This window comes from Clostridium sp. UBA6640 (assembly GCF_002455975.1).
In the GTDB taxonomy this organism is placed as follows: domain Bacteria; phylum Bacillota; class Clostridia; order Clostridiales; family Clostridiaceae; genus Clostridium_J.
In genome coordinates this window covers 40,603-60,546 of record NZ_DKLM01000169.1, presented here as the reverse complement: position 1 = coordinate 60,546, position 19,944 = coordinate 40,603, and the positions used below count along the sequence as shown (strand labels likewise).

Here is a 19,944-nt window from a genome sequence, read left to right as displayed (position 1 = left end):
CGACTTTGTCGACACTCTGAAGAACCATGAAAAACATGGTTCTTATATTTTACAATTGTTAAGACTGTTGAGGTGGTTGAGGTGGCTGAGGTGGTTGATGTCGCTGTGGAGTATTTTCACTGTCTTCACTATCATTTTTAAACAGATCTTTAACCATATCAAATAATTGAGGAACGGTATCAATTATTTTATCATAAGTATTATGGTGATCAACAGATAATAATCTTATAGAGTCACCTTTAACTACTAAAAATCCAACAGGTTTAATTGTTACTCCTGCACCAGATCCTCCGCCAAAAGGATGTTGAGGTGAATTACTGTTTCTCGCATTTTCAAATTCTGTACCTCCACAACCAAATCCAAAACATACCCTTGATATAGGAATTATAACTGTACCATCATAAGCTGTTACTGGCTGACCTACTACAGTATCCACATCAATCATGTCTTTTATGTTTTCCATTGTACTTTTCATTAAATTTTCTATTGGATGATTTTCCATCTATGTCTCCTCCTTAATTTGTAGTTTTTTACATTGGTGTAATATGTTTTCATCTTTGATACTTTTATTGATTATATAGTAGATATATATAAGTTTTGCAAAATTAAACAAAACTATACCTTTTATTTCTAAGTTTATATAAGATTTATTATATTCAGCCTTTATTTCAGTATTGAAGTCTTTAACATAAAAGAAGTGATTTAAAATTGCATAAATAAGAGAAGAAGCTTGATGAAGGAAACCATAGGTTATAGCAGTTGCTGCAGCATCTTCAAAAGAATAATTTATTTTAGTATATAGTTTAATGATAATTTTATATTTATTTTTTCTTAAATTACTTAGTATTCTCCTATAATGATTAATAGTAAGCTTTTTACTATGAATTTTATCCTTATATTTAAGCTTTTTATTTGATTTTTTAATGTTAGCCCTGTCCTCTTTTTTATCTAAATTAAGTTGCTTATTATAAATCCATAATTGAAAATTTTTGTTTGAATAAATAAGTTTTATTTTTAGAGGAATAGGTAATAATAATATCATTGTAAAGATCAATAATAATATAAAAAGAATTTTCATAAATTATCCTCCAGTCTATTGTTAATATTCTAGCCACAATAGGAAAAGTTATTCATAATTAGGCTTAAAATGGTAATTAATTATTTAATCGAGGTGATACAATGAGGAATATTTATCTAAGATTTATTTCAATGATTTTAACAGCATTAATTATAAGTTCATCAATGGTTTCTACATGTTATGGTAAAGGATTAAATGTAGATGCAGGAAGTGCAATAGCTATAGATGGCAATAGCGGTAGGGTAGTTTATGAAAAAAATGCATATTCTTCAGTAGCAATAGCCAGTACTACTAAAATAATCACAGCTTTAGTAGCTTTGAACTATGGAAATTTAGATGAGGAGTTTGTTATATCAAAAAATGCTGCATGTATAAGAGGATCAGCTGTTGGATATAAGGAAAATGAAAAAATTACACTTCATGAGTTATTATATGGACTTATGTTTAAATCCGGTAATGATGCAGCAATTGCTATAGCAGAAGGAATTTCAGGATCTGTAGAAGAATTTTGCAAATTGATGAATGAACATTGTTTGGAGATTGGATTAATAAATTCCCATTTTGAATCTCCTCATGGATTAGACAGCATGTATCATTATTCTACAGCCTATGATTTAGCAATGGCCACTAAAAAGGCAAAAGAAAATCCTAAATTTCAAGAAATAGTTTCTTCTAAATCTATTTCTAAAGAGCAGTATAATTTTACAAGAGATTATCAAAACATAAATAAGTTACTATATCAGATGCCAAATGCTAATGGAGTAAAAACAGGGTATACAGGAAAAGCTGGGAAATGTTTAGTATCTTCAGTAAATATGGATGGAGGAGATATTATAATAGTAACTTTAAATTGTACTCCAAGATGGGAAGAAACTAAAAAAATATTTAATTATGTTAAAGAAAATTATGAATATAAAAAGCTATTTTCAAAGGATGAGTTAGTTAAGAAAATAGATATTGAAGATGGAAAAGAACCTTTAGAATTGTCTGTAAATAAAGATATAAATATGCTTACAAAAAAAGGTGAAGAACTAAAAGTAGAAATAAAAGCTCCTAATACCTTAAAAGCGCCAGTTAACAAAGATGAAATGGTAGGGTCAATAGTCATAAGTGATGAAAAAGAACAGCTATTATGTGAGCCTTTAATGACTAATAATCATGTAAACAAGAAACCTTTTTATAAGATACTTAAAGAAAAAGTATTTGATTAGATGCATGAGTTTATAACAACTATTCTTTTGCTTTTTAAAATTTAATATAAAGATAGAGCTTAGATGAAAGAAAGATTTCTTTTCATCTAAGCTTTTGTTTTTTTAGTGCAATGTAATAGAAAATATATAATAATATAATGTCAGAGAAAAAAGAGTCAATTAGGTTAATTATAGTTTATGATATTGCTTAATAAAGATAAATTTCATATATAGAATATTTTACCTAACTATCTCTAGATCATCGATGTTTAAGGAAATTATAATTTGAACAATAAACATTATAGAATTAAATTCAAATTATAAAAAAATAAATGAAATGTAACTGAATAAATGTTACTTTCAGAAAAATGTAAAAAAATATCAGTAAATGAATGTAAAAAAGGTAAAATAAAAGCAAAATTTTACAAAATAATCTGTCGAAAAGTTATATAATAATAAATATAAAGTTATATGAATTTTTGTGGAATATTTTGTAATAAAGAAAAGATATAGTAATACTAATTATGAGCCTTTGAGAAGAAAATTCTATTATATATGATATTTTACATTGTAATAGTTTAATAAATATAGTATTTACTTATAAATATTTTATTCGTGGTTTAGTTAGGTGTAAATAAAAATTTAATTGTTTGAAAAAATTTATATTAACAATTGATTTGGTGTAATTGACTTTTGAAACATTTATGTATATATCCTTCAGCTATGTATTGTGTCAGAGTTTAATTATAACAAGGATTATTCATAAATGTTTTTTGTTTTGCTTAATTTTAAAATTATTTAAGTATTCTTGCGTTATGATAAATGAATTAAAAAATATGTAAAGTTCTGAAAGTAGAAGATGGTTCATATCAAAGGAAAGTCTGAAGATTATCAATACTATTAAATTCATTTAAGATAATTTTGAGTAATTATAATATTTAGATAATATTTTTGAAAAATATAATAAAGTTCAATTAAAGTATTTTAATTAATGAATATTGCCAATTAAACTCAATAGAAAGGTGACGATATAAAAATGAATTTATTTTGCTTACCATATGCTGGCGGCTCAGAAAGCATATATTATTCTTGGAGAAAGTTTTTAGACCCGTCTATAAAATTATATCCGATAAAATTGAAAGGTAGGGGGAAACGATTTAATGAAGATTATTATAACAGTTTAGAAGAAGCTGTAGATGATATATATGCTTGTATGAAAAATCTTATAATTAATGAAGATTACGCTATATATGGACATAGCATGGGAAGTTTATTAGCTTATGAATTATATTATAAAATTATGAAAAATAATTTAAGAGAGCCTAAACATATATTTTTTTCAGGATATAAAGCACCTAGTATGATAAGAGAAAAAGAGAATATATATGAGTTACCTGATTATGAATTTATGAAGAGAATTATAGAAATTGGCGGAACTCCAGAAGAATTATTAGAGAATGAAGAATTATTAAATTTATTTATTCCTATCATTAGAAATGATTTTAAAATAATTGAAAATTATATTTATAAAGAAAAAAGTGAAAAAATAAAATGCGATGTTTCAATTTTAAATGGAAGACAAGATGATATAACATTAGAAGAAATACTCGCATGGAAAAATCATGTAGATCTAAAATCAAAATTTTATGATTTTGATGGTAATCATTTTTTTATAAATAGCAATGTACACAATATAGTCAATATAATAAATAATACCTTAAGTAGTGAGAAAATTTTGAAATTAGGATAATAAAAGAGGAGAATTTTATGACATCAGGTGGGAAATATATGAAAATAAATAAAGAAAAATCTGTATAGATGAACATTCATATTTAATTTATATGAAAGAATAAGATGAGTACTTAAATTTAAAAATATTTTTTTGGGAAATAAGTGTTAAATACATTAAATCCAGATTTAAAGATAGGAAAGTATAAAATTTTGCTGATAATTGTATAAATATATTAAAGCTAGCTTTAGATATATGTAGAAACAAGATTTTAAAGAATATTCTATTAAAATATCAAGAAAGATTTTAGACGCTCTATTTAATTAAAATTAGTTATTAGCAGCAAATTAAGGGGATATGTCTGGGGGAAATCTAAAAATGGAGTGGTATGTACTTTTTGTAGAAACAGGTAAAGAAGAAGTTATCCAGAAGTGGTTAGATTTATATTTTAGCAAGGAAAAATTAAAATCCTTTATATTAAAGAAGAAAATTACTGAGAAAAAACAAGGCATTATATATGAAAAAGTCAGAAAAGTATTTCCAGGATATATTTTTTTAAATACAGAAATGAATGAGGAAATATATTACAGAATAAAAGAAATACCGAGATATGTTAGGGTGCTGAATTTTGGAAATTATTATTCAAAAATAGATCATAATGAAATAAATTCTATTTTAAAATTGGTAGATGATAATTTCTTATTAGACTATTCACAAATAGCTATAAAAGATTCCAAAGTTATTGTTAAAAATGGAACTTTAAAAAATATGGAGCATATTATTAAAAAAGTTGATAAGCGTAAGAGAAGAGCTAAGATACAACTAGAATTTATGAAAGCTCCAAAGTTAATCGATGTAGGAATAGAATTAATTGATGAATAAAGGATGAATATAAATATTTTTGATTTTAAAATAATTCTAAATAAACTAATTGATGTTTCGGCACATTGGTGCAAATAGAAGGTCATATTAAAGATTAGGTAGTGTATTAAACAAAATTACAGTTTGATAGATGAAAGGGCGAAGCTATGCCCTTTGAAGAAATAATTAATGTAGAAATACATTAAAAGCATATATTCTAGATAGAAAATACTTGGAAATTTATTTGTAAGAGCTATTCAACAGTTTTTGATAGCTTTTATTTATTTGGTAAGCTTTATGGAATTGATTATAAGGGAAAAGAAGTATAAATACAAAGTATTTAAAAATAGTGGAACTTGATAAAAAAGCAGAAATTGTAGATGAAAATAATACTGGTATAAAAGAGTTCACTAAATTGTCAGCTCCAGTAATTTCAACAATTATAGGCGAAGGAAAAAGTGATGGAGCTATATAAAAATAAAGTTATTACAAATCGATATTCAGATTCTTTTGATAAAAGAATCTGAAAGATTAAGAAAAAAGGAATTTTAATATAATACATAGGAAATGATGAGGTAACTATTATGAAAAGAATTAAGTTGTTTTGTATTCCATATGCAGGTGGTTCAGGTTTGATATTTTATAAATGGAAGAAATATTTAAATTCATATATACAGTTAGAACCAATAGAACTTAAGGGGAGAGGACGACGATTTGGTGAAAAATTTTATGAAACATTAGAAGAAGCTGTCAATGATATTTTTGAAATTATAAAAGTTCAAATTGAAAATGAAGAATATGCAATTTATGGTCATAGCATGGGAAGTCTATTAGCTTATGAGTTATATTATAAAATAAATAGTGAAAATCTTAGAATGCCTACACATATGCTTTTTTCAGGACATGAAGCGCCCAATATTGAGAGACAAGAAAGGAATATTCACCTTTTACCAGATGATGAGTTTATAAAAGAAGTAATTGATTTAGGTGGTACGCCAGAAGATATTTCTAATAATAAAGAGTTGCTTGACTTATTTATACCAATTCTTCGTAGTGATTTTAGAATACTTGATAATTATAAATATAAAGAAGGAAGAAATAAAATTCATTGCGATATTTCAATTTTTAATGGCAAACAAGATGATATATCACTAGAAGCAATATTAAAATGGAAAGAACATGGAGATAAAAGTTTTAATGTCTATAATTTTGAGGGAAATCATTTTTTTATAAATGATAATGTTGAAAATATAACTAAAATTATAAATGAAACATTGATTAGGTAAAAATAGTTCAAAAGGCCGNNTAAAAATAGTTCAAAAGGGGAATTGAGATGAAGGAGAATAAGAGAAATTACTATAACTTAACACATCCGCAAAAGAGAATATGGTATATAGATAAGATTAATACGGATTCTCAATTACATAATATAGGTGGATGCTTAAAAATAAATGAAGATATTAATGTTAAATGTATGGAACAAACTCTGAATACCATTGTAATGAATAATGATGGATTTAGGTTAATATTTAAGGAAATAAAAGATGAACCTGTGCAATACGTTAAAGAATTTAAATATGAAAGTATAGATTTTATGGATTTCACAAACTATGAAAATCCTAAAGACGAGCATGAAAAATGGGTAAAGGATTTATTTGAGAAAAATTTCAACTTAGAAGATAGTAAACTATACTATTTTGCTATATATAAAATAGGTGAAAAAGAATGTGGAGTACTACTTAAAATTCATCATAGCATATGTGATGGATGGGGGATTACTTTAATACAAAATCAAATATGCAAAATATATACAAGTCTTGTAAATAATAAGGAGATTTGTATAGAGGAAACCTACCCATATATTGATTTTATAGAAGAAGAAAAAGAATATCTGAATTCAGAGCGGTTTATAAAAAATAAAAATTTCTGGAAAGAGAAGTTTGCCGATATACCAGAAGAATTTCTATATAATACATCAAATAACTTAGAAGGAAGAAGAGCCTGTTTTAATATTAATGATGATTTATCAAAGAAAATACAAAACTTTATTAATGATAAAAAATGTTCACTAAATACTTTCTTCATAGCAACACTACTCATATATATAAATAAAAATACATATAAAAAAGATTTAGTAATAGGGACACCAGTATTTAATAGAACTAGTAGGGCTCAAAAGAACATGATAGGTATGTTTACAAGTACTATACCTTTTAGATTTAAATTGAATAGAGAATCAAATATTGAAGATTTAATAAAGCAGATTAATAGGGAGTTAAAACTTTGTTTGGTAAATCAAAAATACCCTTATGATTTTCTAATTAAGGATTTAGATTTAAGTAAAGATGGTTATGATAGTTTATTTAAAATGTCTGTGAACTATTACAACTCCAAATATGAAAGTAGTATAAATGGTGTAAAAGCAGAGATTCAAGAATATTATTGTGGAAACCAAAGCTATTCATTACAGCTTATAGTTAAAGAATTAGATAATCAAAATATAGAGCTAGATTTTGATTACAAAATTTTAGAATATACAGACAGTGAAATTAAAACAATGTATGATTCTATGATGAATATAATTAAGCAGGTAATAGAAGATGAAAAACTTAAAGTTAATGAAATAAAACTTACTGATGAAGAAGAGAGAAAATATAAGGTATATGATTGGAATTCAACAACTAAGTATTATCCAAAGAAAATGGTAAATGAATTGTTTGAAGATCAAGTAATTAAAACCCCTGATAAGGTTGCAGTAGAGTTTAACTCACAGCAATTAACATATAAACAACTTAGCGAAAAGGCAAATCAATTAGCAAATCACTTAAGAAAAAAAGGCATAGATAAAAAATCAATTGTAGCAATTATGGAGACTCACTCAATTGAACTGATGATAAGCATTTTAGCAGTTCTAAAGACAGGAGCAGCATACCTACCAATTGATCCAAGTTATCCAATAGAAAGAATAAACTATATGCTTGAAGATTCCAACAGTAATATATTATTAACAAATTTTAAAGCAGAAGAGATTATTAGATTTAAAACAACTGTAACTAATGTAAAAGATATAAATTTAGACATATATAGCAAAGAAAATTTAGAAAAAACTAATGACTTAAATGATTTAGCTTATATTATTTATACATCTGGTTCAACTGGAAGGCCAAAGGGTGTAATGATTGAACATAAGGGGCTTACAAATTATATATGGTGGGCTAATAAGATGTATTTAAAGGGTGACAATGAAGCAATGGCGCTATATTCTTCAATATCCTTTGATTTAACTGTAACATCTATACTTACACCATTAATCTCAGGCAGTAAGATTGTTATTTATGATAATGATGAAACAGAATTTGTTCTATATAAGATATTAAGAGAAAATAGGGTATCAGTGGTGAAGCTTACACCTGCACATTTAACCTTATTAAAGGATTTGGATAATACAAAATCTAATATAAAGAGATTCATTGTAGGTGGAGAAGATTTAAAGGTAAACTTAGCAAAAGAAGTTTGCAATAGCTTTAGTAAAAATATAGAGATATACAATGAATATGGACCAACGGAAACAGTGGTAGGATGTATGATATACAAATATGATGAGGAAAAAGATCAAGGTATATCAGTACCAATAGGTTATCCGGTAGATAATGTACAGATTTATATATTAGATAATGAACTAAACCCAGTTCCAACAGGTTTTGTTGGGGAGCTATACATATCTGGAGATGGACTTGCTAGAGGGTATTTAAATAGAGAAGAGTTAACTAAGGAGAAATTTATTGAGAATCCATTTATTGAAGGAAAAAAGATGTACAAGACTGGAGACACTGCAAAATATCTAGAAAGTGGAGCTATTGAATATGTAAGTAGAGTTGATAATCAAGTAAAAATAAGAGGTCATAGAATTGAATTAGGAGAGATAGAGAGACATTTAGCTGAAAATGAATCTGTTAAAGAAGCTGTTGTTATATTTAAAGAAGATTCATCAGGAAACAAATTACTAAATGCTTATATCGTGAGCAAGAGTGAAGTTGAAGAAAGGGAAGTGAAAGAGTGGCTTTTAAAATTCTTACCTAAATATATGATACCAGCCAATTTTATATTTATGGATAGCCTACCATTAACTTTAAATGGAAAAGTAAATTATTCATTACTTCCAGAGCCAGCAGCAGTTCATAAGGAGTTTGTTAACTATAATACCTATTCCGAAAAGGAACTAGTGAAAGCTATGGAGGAGATATTAGGGATAGAAAATATAAGTATGAATGATAACTACTATCAACTTGGAGGAGATTCTATAAAAGCTATTCAAATATCTTCAAAGCTTAAAAATGTAGGATTAACTATTAAAGTAAAAGATATACTATCTTATGATTCTATAGAGGAGATAGCCGCAGCTATAGAAGCGAATGAAGAAATGGTAAGTATAAGCCAAGAAGAAAGTCATGGTGAAATAGAAAGCACTCCTATTATAGAATGGTTTTTTAATGAAAAATTTGAAGATGAGAACTTATATAATCAATATGTATTACTAGAATATAATGAAGTCTTAGATATAAATAGAGTTATTATGGCCATAAATAAATTGGTTAAGCATCATGATGGATTAAGAATTAACTATAATAGAAAGTCAAAGAAATTATATTATAATGACAAACATTTAAGTGAAATAGAAGCCTTTAAATATATTGATTTAAAAGAATTTCATTATGATGAACAATGTAAAAAGGTTAAGAATTTTATTGAGAAGGCCAATGTTAGTTTTGATATAGAGAATAGTCTTCTATTCAATGTAACTATGTTTGACCTAGATGATAAAAAACAAGCTTTATTATTCACAGCTCATCATTTAGTAGTGGATGGAGTTTCTTGGAGGGTAATATTAAATGATTTCGTAACCATATTAAATCAATTGGAAAATGGAAGTGAAATATCATTACCAATGAAAACTCACTCATTTAAAGACTGGGCAAATGAGCTAATAAATTATAGTCAAAAAGATTTTGAAAAAGAAATGCTTTATTGGAATAGCATTTCTAATAGTGACTTTAATTATCCAATAGATTTTAATAAGGGTAAAGATGTACTGAAAACATCACAAGAGCTGAAGGGTATTTTAGATGAAGATACACTAAATTCTTTAATGAAAGTTGTAAATGAAATTTATAGTATTGATTTGAATGAACTACTAGTTATTGCATTAATTCTTACTATTAATAATATAACAAAGAATAATGATGTGATAATTGAGCTTGAAAGACATGGAAGAGAAAATATAAGTAATGCTATAGATATATCAAGAACTGTAGGTTGGTTTACAAGTATGTATCCAGCATATTTCAAAGTTGAATCCAACGACATGGAAAGAAACATAAAATCTTTAAAAGAGCAGCTTAGAAATATACCTAATAAAGGATTTAATTATAGTATTCTTAAATTCTTAAATAATGAAATTAAAGAACAAAAAAATAAATATATAAGATTCAACTACCTAGGTGATTTGGATAATATTGTGGATAAAGAAAAGCTAAGTCTAGCTAGTATTGAATTTGGGTTAAATAGTGATGAAGAAAATTCATTAACAGCACTAATTGATATAGTAGCCATGATAGTGAATAAGGAATTAAAAATAAATGCTACTTATAGTAAGAATAAATTTAATAAAGAGACGATTCAAGAGTTAATAGATGCTTATATAAGTACATTAAAATTGATTAAAGAAAAATGTATGAATAAAGATGTGAAAGAATTTACTCCATCAGATTTTGATGCTGNNCGTTCAAACTAAAGAATGATCATATTTTAATTATAAAATTCATGTACTTAAAATTTGCCATTATTTTCATTGGAACTTATGTTGAAGATTGGAAATCATAGTAGGTAAAAATTACGCAAGGAGCAATTAGTATTATGAAAAAAATAAATAAACTACTATTTATATTTAGTGTTTTTATAAGTGTAATGTTATCATCATCAATAGTATTTGCTGAAATGAATAATGGATCAATAGATTTATTGACACAAGATGAGAGGATAAAAATAGAAAAGTTTATAGAAGAAAATATGGACAAGGGTAAAATTCCAGGGCTATCTATAACTATAGTGAGAGATGATAAAACTATTTATCAAAAAGGCTTCGGATATTCAGATATAGAGAATAAAAAATCCGTTGATTCAAAATCCTTATTTGAAATAGGATCTAACAGTAAAGCCTTCACAGCTTTAGGAATTCTTAATTTGCAAAAAAGTGGACAAATTAAACTAAATGAAGAGGTAACTAAATATATACCTTGGTTAAAGGTTAAATACAAAGGTAAAGAAGTTCTGATAACACTAGAACAATTATTGCATCAAACAAGTGGCATACCTTTTAAGACTATAGATAAGATTCCAGTTTCTAATGGTGATAATGCACTTGAGGAGACAGTTAAAACTTTAGTGGATATAGAACTAGACAGTGAGCCAGGAAAAAGATTTCAGTATGCAACTATAAATTATGATATTTTGGGGCTAGTGATTGAAAAAGTTACAGGAGAATCTTATGAAAAGTATATTGAAGAAAACATTCTAAAGCCAATGGGGTTAAATAGTACTTATTTATATAAAAAAGAAACTATAAATGATGATATGTCTAAGGGGTATAAAATTGGATTTTTAAAAGCACAGCTATATGAAGCACCAGTGTATAGAGGAAATAAGCCAGCAGGATATATTATATCTAATGGTGAGGATATGGCAAAGTGGCTTAAAGTTCAGCTTGGAACTTTAAGTGATTCAAAATTTGACAAGACAATTATTGATAAGTCACATGAAGCTAATCGTAGAGTTGCTCCTTTAGGGGATGGATCATCCTATGCTAGTGGATGGTTTGTTTATCAAAAAGAGGGTGGAGAAATTTCTCATGGAGCGAATAACCCCAATTATTCTTCGTTTATAGTATTTAAGCCAGAAGATGAAATAGGAGCTGCAGTGCTTTGCAATATGAATTCAGAATATACTGAAAAAATAGGACAAGGTATTAGTGAAATATTGCAAGGAGAAACCTATAACAAATATACAAAAGACTTAAATAAAAGTGCAGACAAAATTTCTATTTTAATTATAGTTACTGCTAGTTTGATAATACTTACTACACTATTCTTCGTAGTTAAAGGATTGAAAGAAATATTAAATAAAGAAAGAGTTTTTGTTAAAAAGGGAATAAAAAGTGTTTTAGAACTCAGTATTTCTTTGACTTTTATGATAGGGCTTAGCTACTGCATATACTTAATTCCATATATATTATATCAAGGCTTATCATGGAGCTTTGTTTTTGTATGGCTACCTAAAAGTGTGAAAGGTGCTCTCTATTTAATGTATATAAGTATTTGGACCATATATATATATGCAATATTCACAGGATTCTACAAAAAAGACGGTGATAAATCCTTATTAATATTATCAATATTAAGTATTGCAAGTGGATTTGGAAATGCTCTTATAATTTTTACAATAAACATAGCTATAAATAGTGACAATAATATGAAAATTAAATTGTTAGTATATTTTATTCTTGGAATAATACTTTATGTTTATGGTCAAAAAATTGTAAGAGGTAAGTTAATCGAGATAACAAATGGAGTTGTTTATTCAAAGCGTATGGAAGTGGTTAATAGTATATTAAAGGCGTCATATAAAAAATTTGAAGACATTGAAAAAGGAAGAATTGAATCTACATTAAATAATGATACAGAAACTATGAGCAGATTTGCAAATATCATAATTACTGGGATTACAAGTTCTGTAACATTGATTTGTTGCTTTATATATCTTGGGTTTATAAACATATATGCCTTATTGCTTTCAGTAACAATAATATTATTAATTGCAAGTGTATATTATTTAGTTGGTAAATATGCAAATAAAATTGGAGAAGAATCAAGAGATCTTCAAAATGTATTTTTTAAATTTATAAATGACCTTATAGGTGGTTTTAAAGAATTAGGTTTGAATTTAAAAAAGAAAAATGAATTTGAACAGGATATGGAAATAAGTTGTGATAAATACAGAGTAAAAAGAGGGCAGTCAGCATTAGCTTTTGCAAATATGTTTGTAGTTGGAGAACTGTTATTTACACTTGCAATAGGAGCTATAGCTATATTATTTCCTTTAATTTTAAAGAATTTAGAAACAGAAAATATAACAAGTTATGTTTTTATACTACTTTATATGACAGGTCCAGTTCATGGAATATTGGATACTATACCAAATCTTATTGAAGTTAGAATAAGTGTAAAAAGAATTAATAGTTTATTAGAGGAATTAGCTATTCCAGAAGATGAAGTTGCGCATGAAATGACTATTTTAGAAGATGAAATTGCTAGTGGAGTAGAAGTTAGTGGTAAAAAATATATTAACTTAAAATTAAATGAAATAGAGTATGCTTATGACAAAAATGATGAAGGTAGCTTTAAAGTAGGACCTATTAGCTATGAATTTAATTCAGGAGAAATAATTTTCATTACAGGTGGAAATGGTAGTGGAAAGTCTACATTAGCTAAGCTAATAACCGGACTTTATAAGCCTTCTAAGGGGGATATAACTTTAAATAATGTTAAAGTTTCAGAAAAGATGTTGAGCAAAAACTATTCTACTGTATTTGGCGATTTTTATTTATTCGATAAGCTTTATGGAATTGATTATAAGGACAAAGAAGCTGAAATAGAAAACTATTTAAAGATACTTCAACTAGACAAAAAAGTTGAAATAAAAAATGGAAAGTTTAGCACAATCAAACTATCAACAGGTCAAAAGAAAAGATTAGCATTATTAGTTACTTATTTAGAAGATAGGTCAATTTATTTATTTGATGAGTGGGCGGCTGATCAAGATCCAGAGTTTAGAAGATTTTTCTATGATAGTCTTTTACCAGATCTAAAGAAAAGAGGAAAATGTGTTATAGCAATAACTCATGATGATCATTATTTTAACCTTGCGGATAAAATTATAAAAATGGAAATGGGAATCTTAAGATAGTGATAGGAGGGGGAAGATGATTTATAAAAGCATATTTAATATGGTAGGTAACACGCCAATTATTAATTTGAAAGGAGAAGGGCTAGAAAACATAAACTTTTACGCTAAGTTAGAGGGGGTTAATCCAACAGGTAGCGTTAAAGATAGAGCTGCACAATATATAATAAATAAAGTTGAAAGAGAAGAAATGATAAATAAAGATACTATAATTATTGAATCTTCATCTGGAAATTTTGGAATTGCATTATCAGCTTATTGTAAAAGCAAAGGCTTAAATTTCTATTGTGTTATTGATCCACTTATATCAGAGACAAATGAAATGTTAATAAGAAAATTTAGCTCTAAGGTTATAAAAGTTACAGAAAGAGATAAGAACGGAGCTTATCTATTAACTAGAATAAAGAAGGTAAATGATTTAATTGATAGAGATTCAAACTCATATTGGGTAAATCAATATGCTAATGAATATAATTGTGAAGCTTATTACAATACATTAGCTCTTGAAATGTGCAATGATGTGGAAAATATTGATTATGTATTTGTGGGTGTTAGCTCAGGTGGAACAATAACTGGTGTGTCAAGAAAAGTTAAAAAGGTTTATCCTAATGCAAAAGTAATAGCTGTAGATATAGTAGGATCAGTAATATTTGGTGGTGAGCCTCAAAAGAGATACATACCAGGTATTGGATCAAGCAAAGTACCCGAGATATTAAGATTAGCTCTAATTGATGAGGTTATGACAATTGATGAAAGAGATGTGGTAAGAGAATGTAATAATCTTTTATTAGAACATAAGATTTTTGCCGGTGGGTCATCAGGTGCAGTTTTTGCAGCAGTAAAAAAATATTTTAAGGATAAAAGTTTCAAAACAAAACCTAATGTGGTTACGCTATTTGCAGATAGAGGAGATAGATATGCAAATACTGTGTATGACGAAGAATGGTGTAATAAATATATATTCAAAAATGAAAATATAAAAGTAGCAAAGTAAATTTGGAGGGGTCAATATGATTTATCTTAATGAAAAGAATATAAATGAGATAGGTGTAAAGTGGAACGACATAATAACTACTATAGAGGAAGCAACTAAATGTTTAGCTAATAAGGATTTTACTCAACCTATAAAGCCGTATCTAAGATATAGAGATTTAAAAAATAGAATTATTGCTATGCCAGCATTTGTTGGTGGAGATATAAATAAATCAGGGATAAAGTGGATTGCTAGTTTCCCAGATAATATTAAAAATAATATACCAAGGGCACATAGCGTAGTTATATTAAATAATGCAGATACTGGAATACCAGAAGCTGTAATTAACACACCAAAACTTAGTATATTACGTACGGCAGGAGTAACTGGATCTATTATTAAAGCATTTAATAAAGCAAGAGTCTTAAAAAATGTCAATGTAGGAATAATAGGATGGGGACCTATAGGTCAACACCATTTTAAAATGGTAACAGATTTATTAGGAGATAAAATAGATAATATATTTTTATATGATTTAAATCCAATCGATGCAGATAGTATCGATTCTAAATATAAAGAAAAGGTACAAGTTGTTCAGTGTTGGCAAGACGCATACAAGGATGCAGATATATTTATGACTTGCACGGTTTCAAAAGAACCTTATATTGATATGGAACCTAAAAAGGGGTCATTACAATTAAATGTTTCACTTAGAGATTATAAGACTGACATTTACGACTATGTTAAAGGTAACATAATAGTTGATGACTGGGAAGAGGTATGTAGAGAAACAACAGATATAGAAATGTTACATTTACAGAAAGGATTAAATAAAGAAGATACTAAGTCAATCGTTGATCTGCTTTGCAATAATTGTATTAATGAGTATTCTCAAGATGATGTGATAATGTTTAATCCAATGGGGATGGCTGTTTATGATATTGCACTTGGCAATTACTTTGCTAACAATGCTATTAGATTAGGAATAGGATATGAATTAAAGTAATCAGTTTATTTTATAAAAATTGTACAGTTAATCAAATTAAAGGTGTTTTTTATTTAGTCATCATTTGTATAGTGCCGAAGTGCAAGAATGAAATGTGAATGGAAATAAATTGGTATGTAATTTTTGTAGAGGCAGGAAAAGAAGAGATTATAAAGAAGTGGTTGGAAATTTATTTTGATAAAAGTATATTAAAACTATTCATATTTTAAAAGAAGATTACAGAAAAAATAGAGGGCTTTCTTTCAAAGCATTAAAAAGGTATTTCCAGGATATATTTTTTAAAATACAAATATGAATGCAGAAGTATATCATAAAATAAAAGAGTTACCTATATATGGAAAAACATTGAATTGTGGAAATTACTATTCTAAAGTTGGTTTTGATGAAATAGATCCTATTTTAAAAATAGTTGATGAAAATTTTTTATTAGATTATTCACAAGTTGTTATAGAAAGCTCTAAAGTAACTGTTAAAAGTGGAGCTTTGTACAATAAGGAGGAGCTTATCAAAAAAGTTGATAAGCATAAAAGAAGAGCTAAGATAGAACTAAAATTTATGAAAAATCCAAAGATAATTGATGTTTCGGCACATTAGTGGAAGTGAGATGTCATATATAAAAGTTGGTAGTGTATTAAATGGAAGCAAAAATTTAGTAGATGAAAGGGCGAAGCTATGCCTTTAAAAAAGTAATTGTTTAAGCTTCACACAAACAAAACTTAATTAAATTTCATAAAGATAGCTTTACCAAAAGGATAAAATTGACATCATTACCTATTTTAGAAAAAATACAGGAGAAGCTACTTACACGTTTATAATGGTAGAACTTCTGAGTCAGATTAAAAATGATACTAATATAAGATTACAATTAAATCATACATTGTTTATAGAGTATGAAATCTATTAATAGTATATATAAACAATGTATGATTTATTTTTATAGTTAATCAATTGTAGTAATATCTTGTAGGAGGGAAAATATGTCTCAAAATAATATTAGTAAAGCAAACGTAGAGGATATTATGGCGTTAACTGATGTGCAAGAAGGGATGTTATATTATTATATTCGTGATGTTGATAGCAATGTATATCAGGAGCAAACCTATATTACAATAAGCGGTAAAATTGATATTGAAATACTTAAAAAAGCTTTTAATTATGTTATACAAAATAATGAAGTGTTAAGAACTATATATAGATGGGAGAAGATAGATAAGCCTATTCAGATAGTAATGAGAGAGTATTATGTTCCGTTTAAAGTGGTTGACATATCTCAGAAAGATAGCTTTGAAAAAGAACGTATATTTAAGACTATCTTAGATGATGATAAAAAAGAAAAAATAGATATATCATTAGAGTCTATAAAAGTTACCATTGTAAAATTTAGTAATGATTTATGTAAAGTTATAATTAAAAACCATCATATATTGTATGATGGTTGGAGTAATTGCGTTATAATTAAAGATCTGAANNTTATGCATACAATCAGCTTTTTAAAGGTGTAGATCCTATTAAAACAAAAAAAACTAAATATAAAGAATTTTTAAAATGGAGACTAGAACAGAATCAAGATGAAACTATAGAATATTGGAAGCAATACTTAAGGGGATTTATAGGGTATAATAAAAATTATATTGGTAAAAAAAAATTGAAAACTATGCACTATTATACAGATAATATTGATAGTAAAATTATATATGAAATAAAGGAGTATTCTAAAAAAAATAAAGTTTCAATTGCAACAATTTTTTATAGCGCATGGGCTTATACTAGACACATTATAGAAAATTCAGATGAAATAACCTTTGCGACAACTTTTTCAGGCAGAACAAGTGAAATTGAAGATATAGATCAAATAGTGGGAATGTTTATTAATACACTACCTATAAGAAGTAAGCTAAAAGAGTATGAAACATGCAGACAGTATATTTTATTCTTCGAAGAGTGTTTAAGAAAGCATCAATCTTATCAATACCAATCGCTAGCTGATATAAAGTGTAGTTTAGGTATCCAACATGAAAGAGAATTATTTAATAATTTATTTGTTATTGAAAATTATCCTTTAAAAAATATAAGCCAAGAGGAGGATAAAATAAAAATACTGGATTATCAATTAGTTGAAGAATCTAATTTTGATTTGACTGTACAGATAATAACATTTGATGAATATAAGATTAATGTTGCATACGATTCAAATAGAATTTCATCAAGTACTATAGAAATAATGATGTCATGCTATAAGCAATCATTGATTAATTTAATTGCAGACGGAGATACCAATCTATTAGATGTGCAAATTCTAAATGAGAAAGAGAAAAAGGATCTAGTAGAAGCTGTTAAAGAAAATAAGATTTCAAAATTGGATTATGAATCTAATGAGGAAAAAAATATTACAGATGTTGTTGTTGCAGCAACATTTACAGCTGAACCAATAGGAGCATATATTGAATGGTGGTGCAATAAATTTAATGAAAAAGTCAAAGTGAAATTTGCACCATATAATCAGGTATTTCAGCAATTGATAGATCAAAATAGCCTAGTGGCTAACAATTTCGGCATTAATGTTATATTGATGAGATTTGAGGACTTAATTAGACATGTAAAAGAAGAGAAAGATAAAATCATTATTCTTAAAAAGAGTTATGATGATATATGTAAGCTAATATCTAAAGAATATAAGGGTATTACATTATTTGGAGTGTTCCCTATATCGACACACTTGAATTTAAGCAAAGAGATAGTAGACTTAATAGAAGAACTTTCAGATAAAATCATAGAGCAGATTAAATTAAATAAAAAAATACTTATTTTAGATTATAATAATTTAGATAAGTTATATAACATAAAACAAATATTTAATGAAGTAACAGATAGAGAGGGACATTTACCTTTTGAGAGCGAATATTATGCTGCAATGGGTACTATGATAGCACGTAAGATTTGCTCAATAAAAAAAACTAGCTTTAAAGTTATAGTTTTGGATTGTGATAACACTTTATGGGGGGGGATATGTGGTGAAGATGGTGGTGAATGTGTAAATATTAAAGATGAATTTGAAGAGTTTCATAGATTTTTAGTTCAGAAATACAATGAAGGAGTATTATTAGCTTTATGCAGTAAAAATAATGAGAAAGATGTTTGGAATGTTTTTGAAAAAAGAAAAGAAATGGTCTTAAAAAGGGAGCATATAGTAGCATATAAAATTAATTGGAGAAATAAAGATGAGAACATTAAAGAGCTGTCACAAGAATTAAATCTAGGATTAGATAGCTTTATATTTTTAGATGACAATCCAATGGAGATTGCAAAAGTTATGTTGAACTGCCCAGAAGTTTTATGTTTGAAGTTGCCTAAAGAAAGTAAATTAATCCCCATATTTTTACAGCATGTATGGGCCTTTGATAAAGAAAGAATAACATATGAAGATATGAATCGTACTAAGATGTATAAAGCTGAAGAAAAAAGGATAGAAATGAAGAATAAACTAAATTCTATAGATACTTTTTTAAAGAATTTAAATTTAAAAGTAAGCATGAAATTATTAAATCAGGCACATATAGATAGAGTTTCACAGCTAACATGGAGAACTAATCAATTTAATTTAAGTACTATAAGAAGATCAGAAGAACAAATTAAAGAATTAATAAATAATAATGATTATAAATGCTGGGAAATAGAGGCTGAAGATATATTTGGTGAGTATGGGGTAGTAGGAATACTGATTACACAAAAAATTGATAGCAAGTTATTTATTGATAGTTTTCTTTTAAGTTGTAGAATATTAGGAAAAGGAATTGAACACTCTATTTTATTGGGAATAAAAAAGTATTGTCTTAAGGAAAATATACAAACTGTTACTATGAGATATTATCCAACATACAAGAATAAGCCAGTACTAGATTTTATTAATAGTGGTTTATGGAGAAAATTAAAACAAACAGATGAGTTTATAGAATATGAAATATACTGTTATGAGATACCAGATACCTTAAAGTATATAGATTTTTATTTTGAACAAAGTTTCCATAAAGAGTTAGAAAAATGCAATAAAAGTTGTTTTAATGAAAATTTTGCAAAATATAAAACAAATATTGA

Annotated in this window: 14 protein-coding genes; 12 read left to right on the top strand and 2 right to left on the bottom strand. The window is 26.8% G+C overall.

Annotated features, from left to right (window positions below):
• Window positions 1–58: 58 nt before the first annotated feature.
• On the bottom strand, window positions 59–502 hold the full coding sequence (gene ytfJ / locus B2W91_RS20065) for a GerW family sporulation protein (RefSeq protein ID WP_291584176.1): 444 nt from the start codon (window positions 500–502) through the stop codon (window positions 59–61).
• Window positions 503–1,078, bottom strand: coding sequence for a DUF2953 domain-containing protein (locus B2W91_RS20060; protein WP_291584173.1), 576 nt, complete (start codon window positions 1,076–1,078; stop codon window positions 503–505).
• 101 nt (window positions 1,079–1,179) lie between these two features.
• On the opposite strand from B2W91_RS20060, the gene B2W91_RS20055 reads away from it, so the two are divergent.
• From B2W91_RS20055 to B2W91_RS20000, 12 genes are all read left to right on the top strand, one after another.
• Window positions 1,180–2,289 (top strand): D-alanyl-D-alanine carboxypeptidase family protein, encoded by a 1,110-nt coding sequence (locus B2W91_RS20055; protein ID WP_291584172.1) that lies wholly within the window; start codon window positions 1,180–1,182, stop codon window positions 2,287–2,289.
• A 1,015-nt stretch (window positions 2,290–3,304) separates the two neighbouring features.
• The gene (locus tag B2W91_RS20050) at window positions 3,305–4,018 is read left to right on the top strand and encodes a thioesterase II family protein (RefSeq protein ID WP_291584171.1); all 714 of its coding nucleotides are present in this window, start codon (window positions 3,305–3,307) and stop codon (window positions 4,016–4,018) included.
• Window positions 4,019–4,375: 357 nt separating this feature from the next.
• Window positions 4,376–4,879: an antiterminator LoaP gene (gene loaP / locus B2W91_RS20045; protein ID WP_291584170.1), complete on the top strand. Its 504-nt coding sequence runs from the start codon at window positions 4,376–4,378 to the stop codon at window positions 4,877–4,879.
• Window positions 4,880–5,207: 328 nt separating this feature from the next.
• A complete protein-coding gene (locus tag B2W91_RS20040) occupies window positions 5,208–5,333 on the top strand; it encodes a hypothetical protein (protein WP_291584168.1) in 126 nt (41 codons plus the stop codon).
• 109 nt (window positions 5,334–5,442) lie between these two features.
• Window positions 5,443–6,144 (top strand): thioesterase II family protein, encoded by a 702-nt coding sequence (locus B2W91_RS20035; protein ID WP_291584166.1) that lies wholly within the window; start codon window positions 5,443–5,445, stop codon window positions 6,142–6,144.
• Between the two features lie 47 nt (window positions 6,145–6,191).
• Window positions 6,192–10,649, top strand: a complete 4,458-nt coding sequence (locus B2W91_RS20030; protein WP_291584165.1) for an amino acid adenylation domain-containing protein — start codon at window positions 6,192–6,194, stop codon at window positions 10,647–10,649.
• 122 nt (window positions 10,650–10,771) lie between these two features.
• On the top strand, window positions 10,772–13,876 hold the full coding sequence (locus B2W91_RS20025) for a cyclic peptide export ABC transporter (protein WP_291584163.1): 3,105 nt from the start codon (window positions 10,772–10,774) through the stop codon (window positions 13,874–13,876).
• Between the two features lie 16 nt (window positions 13,877–13,892).
• Complete coding sequence (sbnA, locus tag B2W91_RS20020) at window positions 13,893–14,867, top strand: 2,3-diaminopropionate biosynthesis protein SbnA (protein WP_291584162.1); 975 nt, start codon at window positions 13,893–13,895, stop codon at window positions 14,865–14,867.
• A 16-nt stretch (window positions 14,868–14,883) separates the two neighbouring features.
• Window positions 14,884–15,852, top strand: a complete 969-nt coding sequence (locus B2W91_RS20015) for a 2,3-diaminopropionate biosynthesis protein SbnB (RefSeq protein ID WP_291584160.1) — start codon at window positions 14,884–14,886, stop codon at window positions 15,850–15,852.
• A gap of 291 nt (window positions 15,853–16,143) precedes the next feature.
• On the top strand, window positions 16,144–16,446 hold the full coding sequence (locus B2W91_RS20010) for a hypothetical protein (protein ID WP_291584159.1): 303 nt from the start codon (window positions 16,144–16,146) through the stop codon (window positions 16,444–16,446).
• A 383-nt stretch (window positions 16,447–16,829) separates the two neighbouring features.
• A complete protein-coding gene (locus tag B2W91_RS20005; protein WP_291584157.1) occupies window positions 16,830–17,354 on the top strand; it encodes a condensation domain-containing protein in 525 nt (174 codons plus the stop codon).
• Window positions 17,355–17,359: 5 nt separating this feature from the next.
• The coding region (locus tag B2W91_RS20000; protein WP_291584180.1) for an HAD-IIIC family phosphatase at window positions 17,360–19,944 on the top strand (2,585 nt) is incomplete at its 3' end.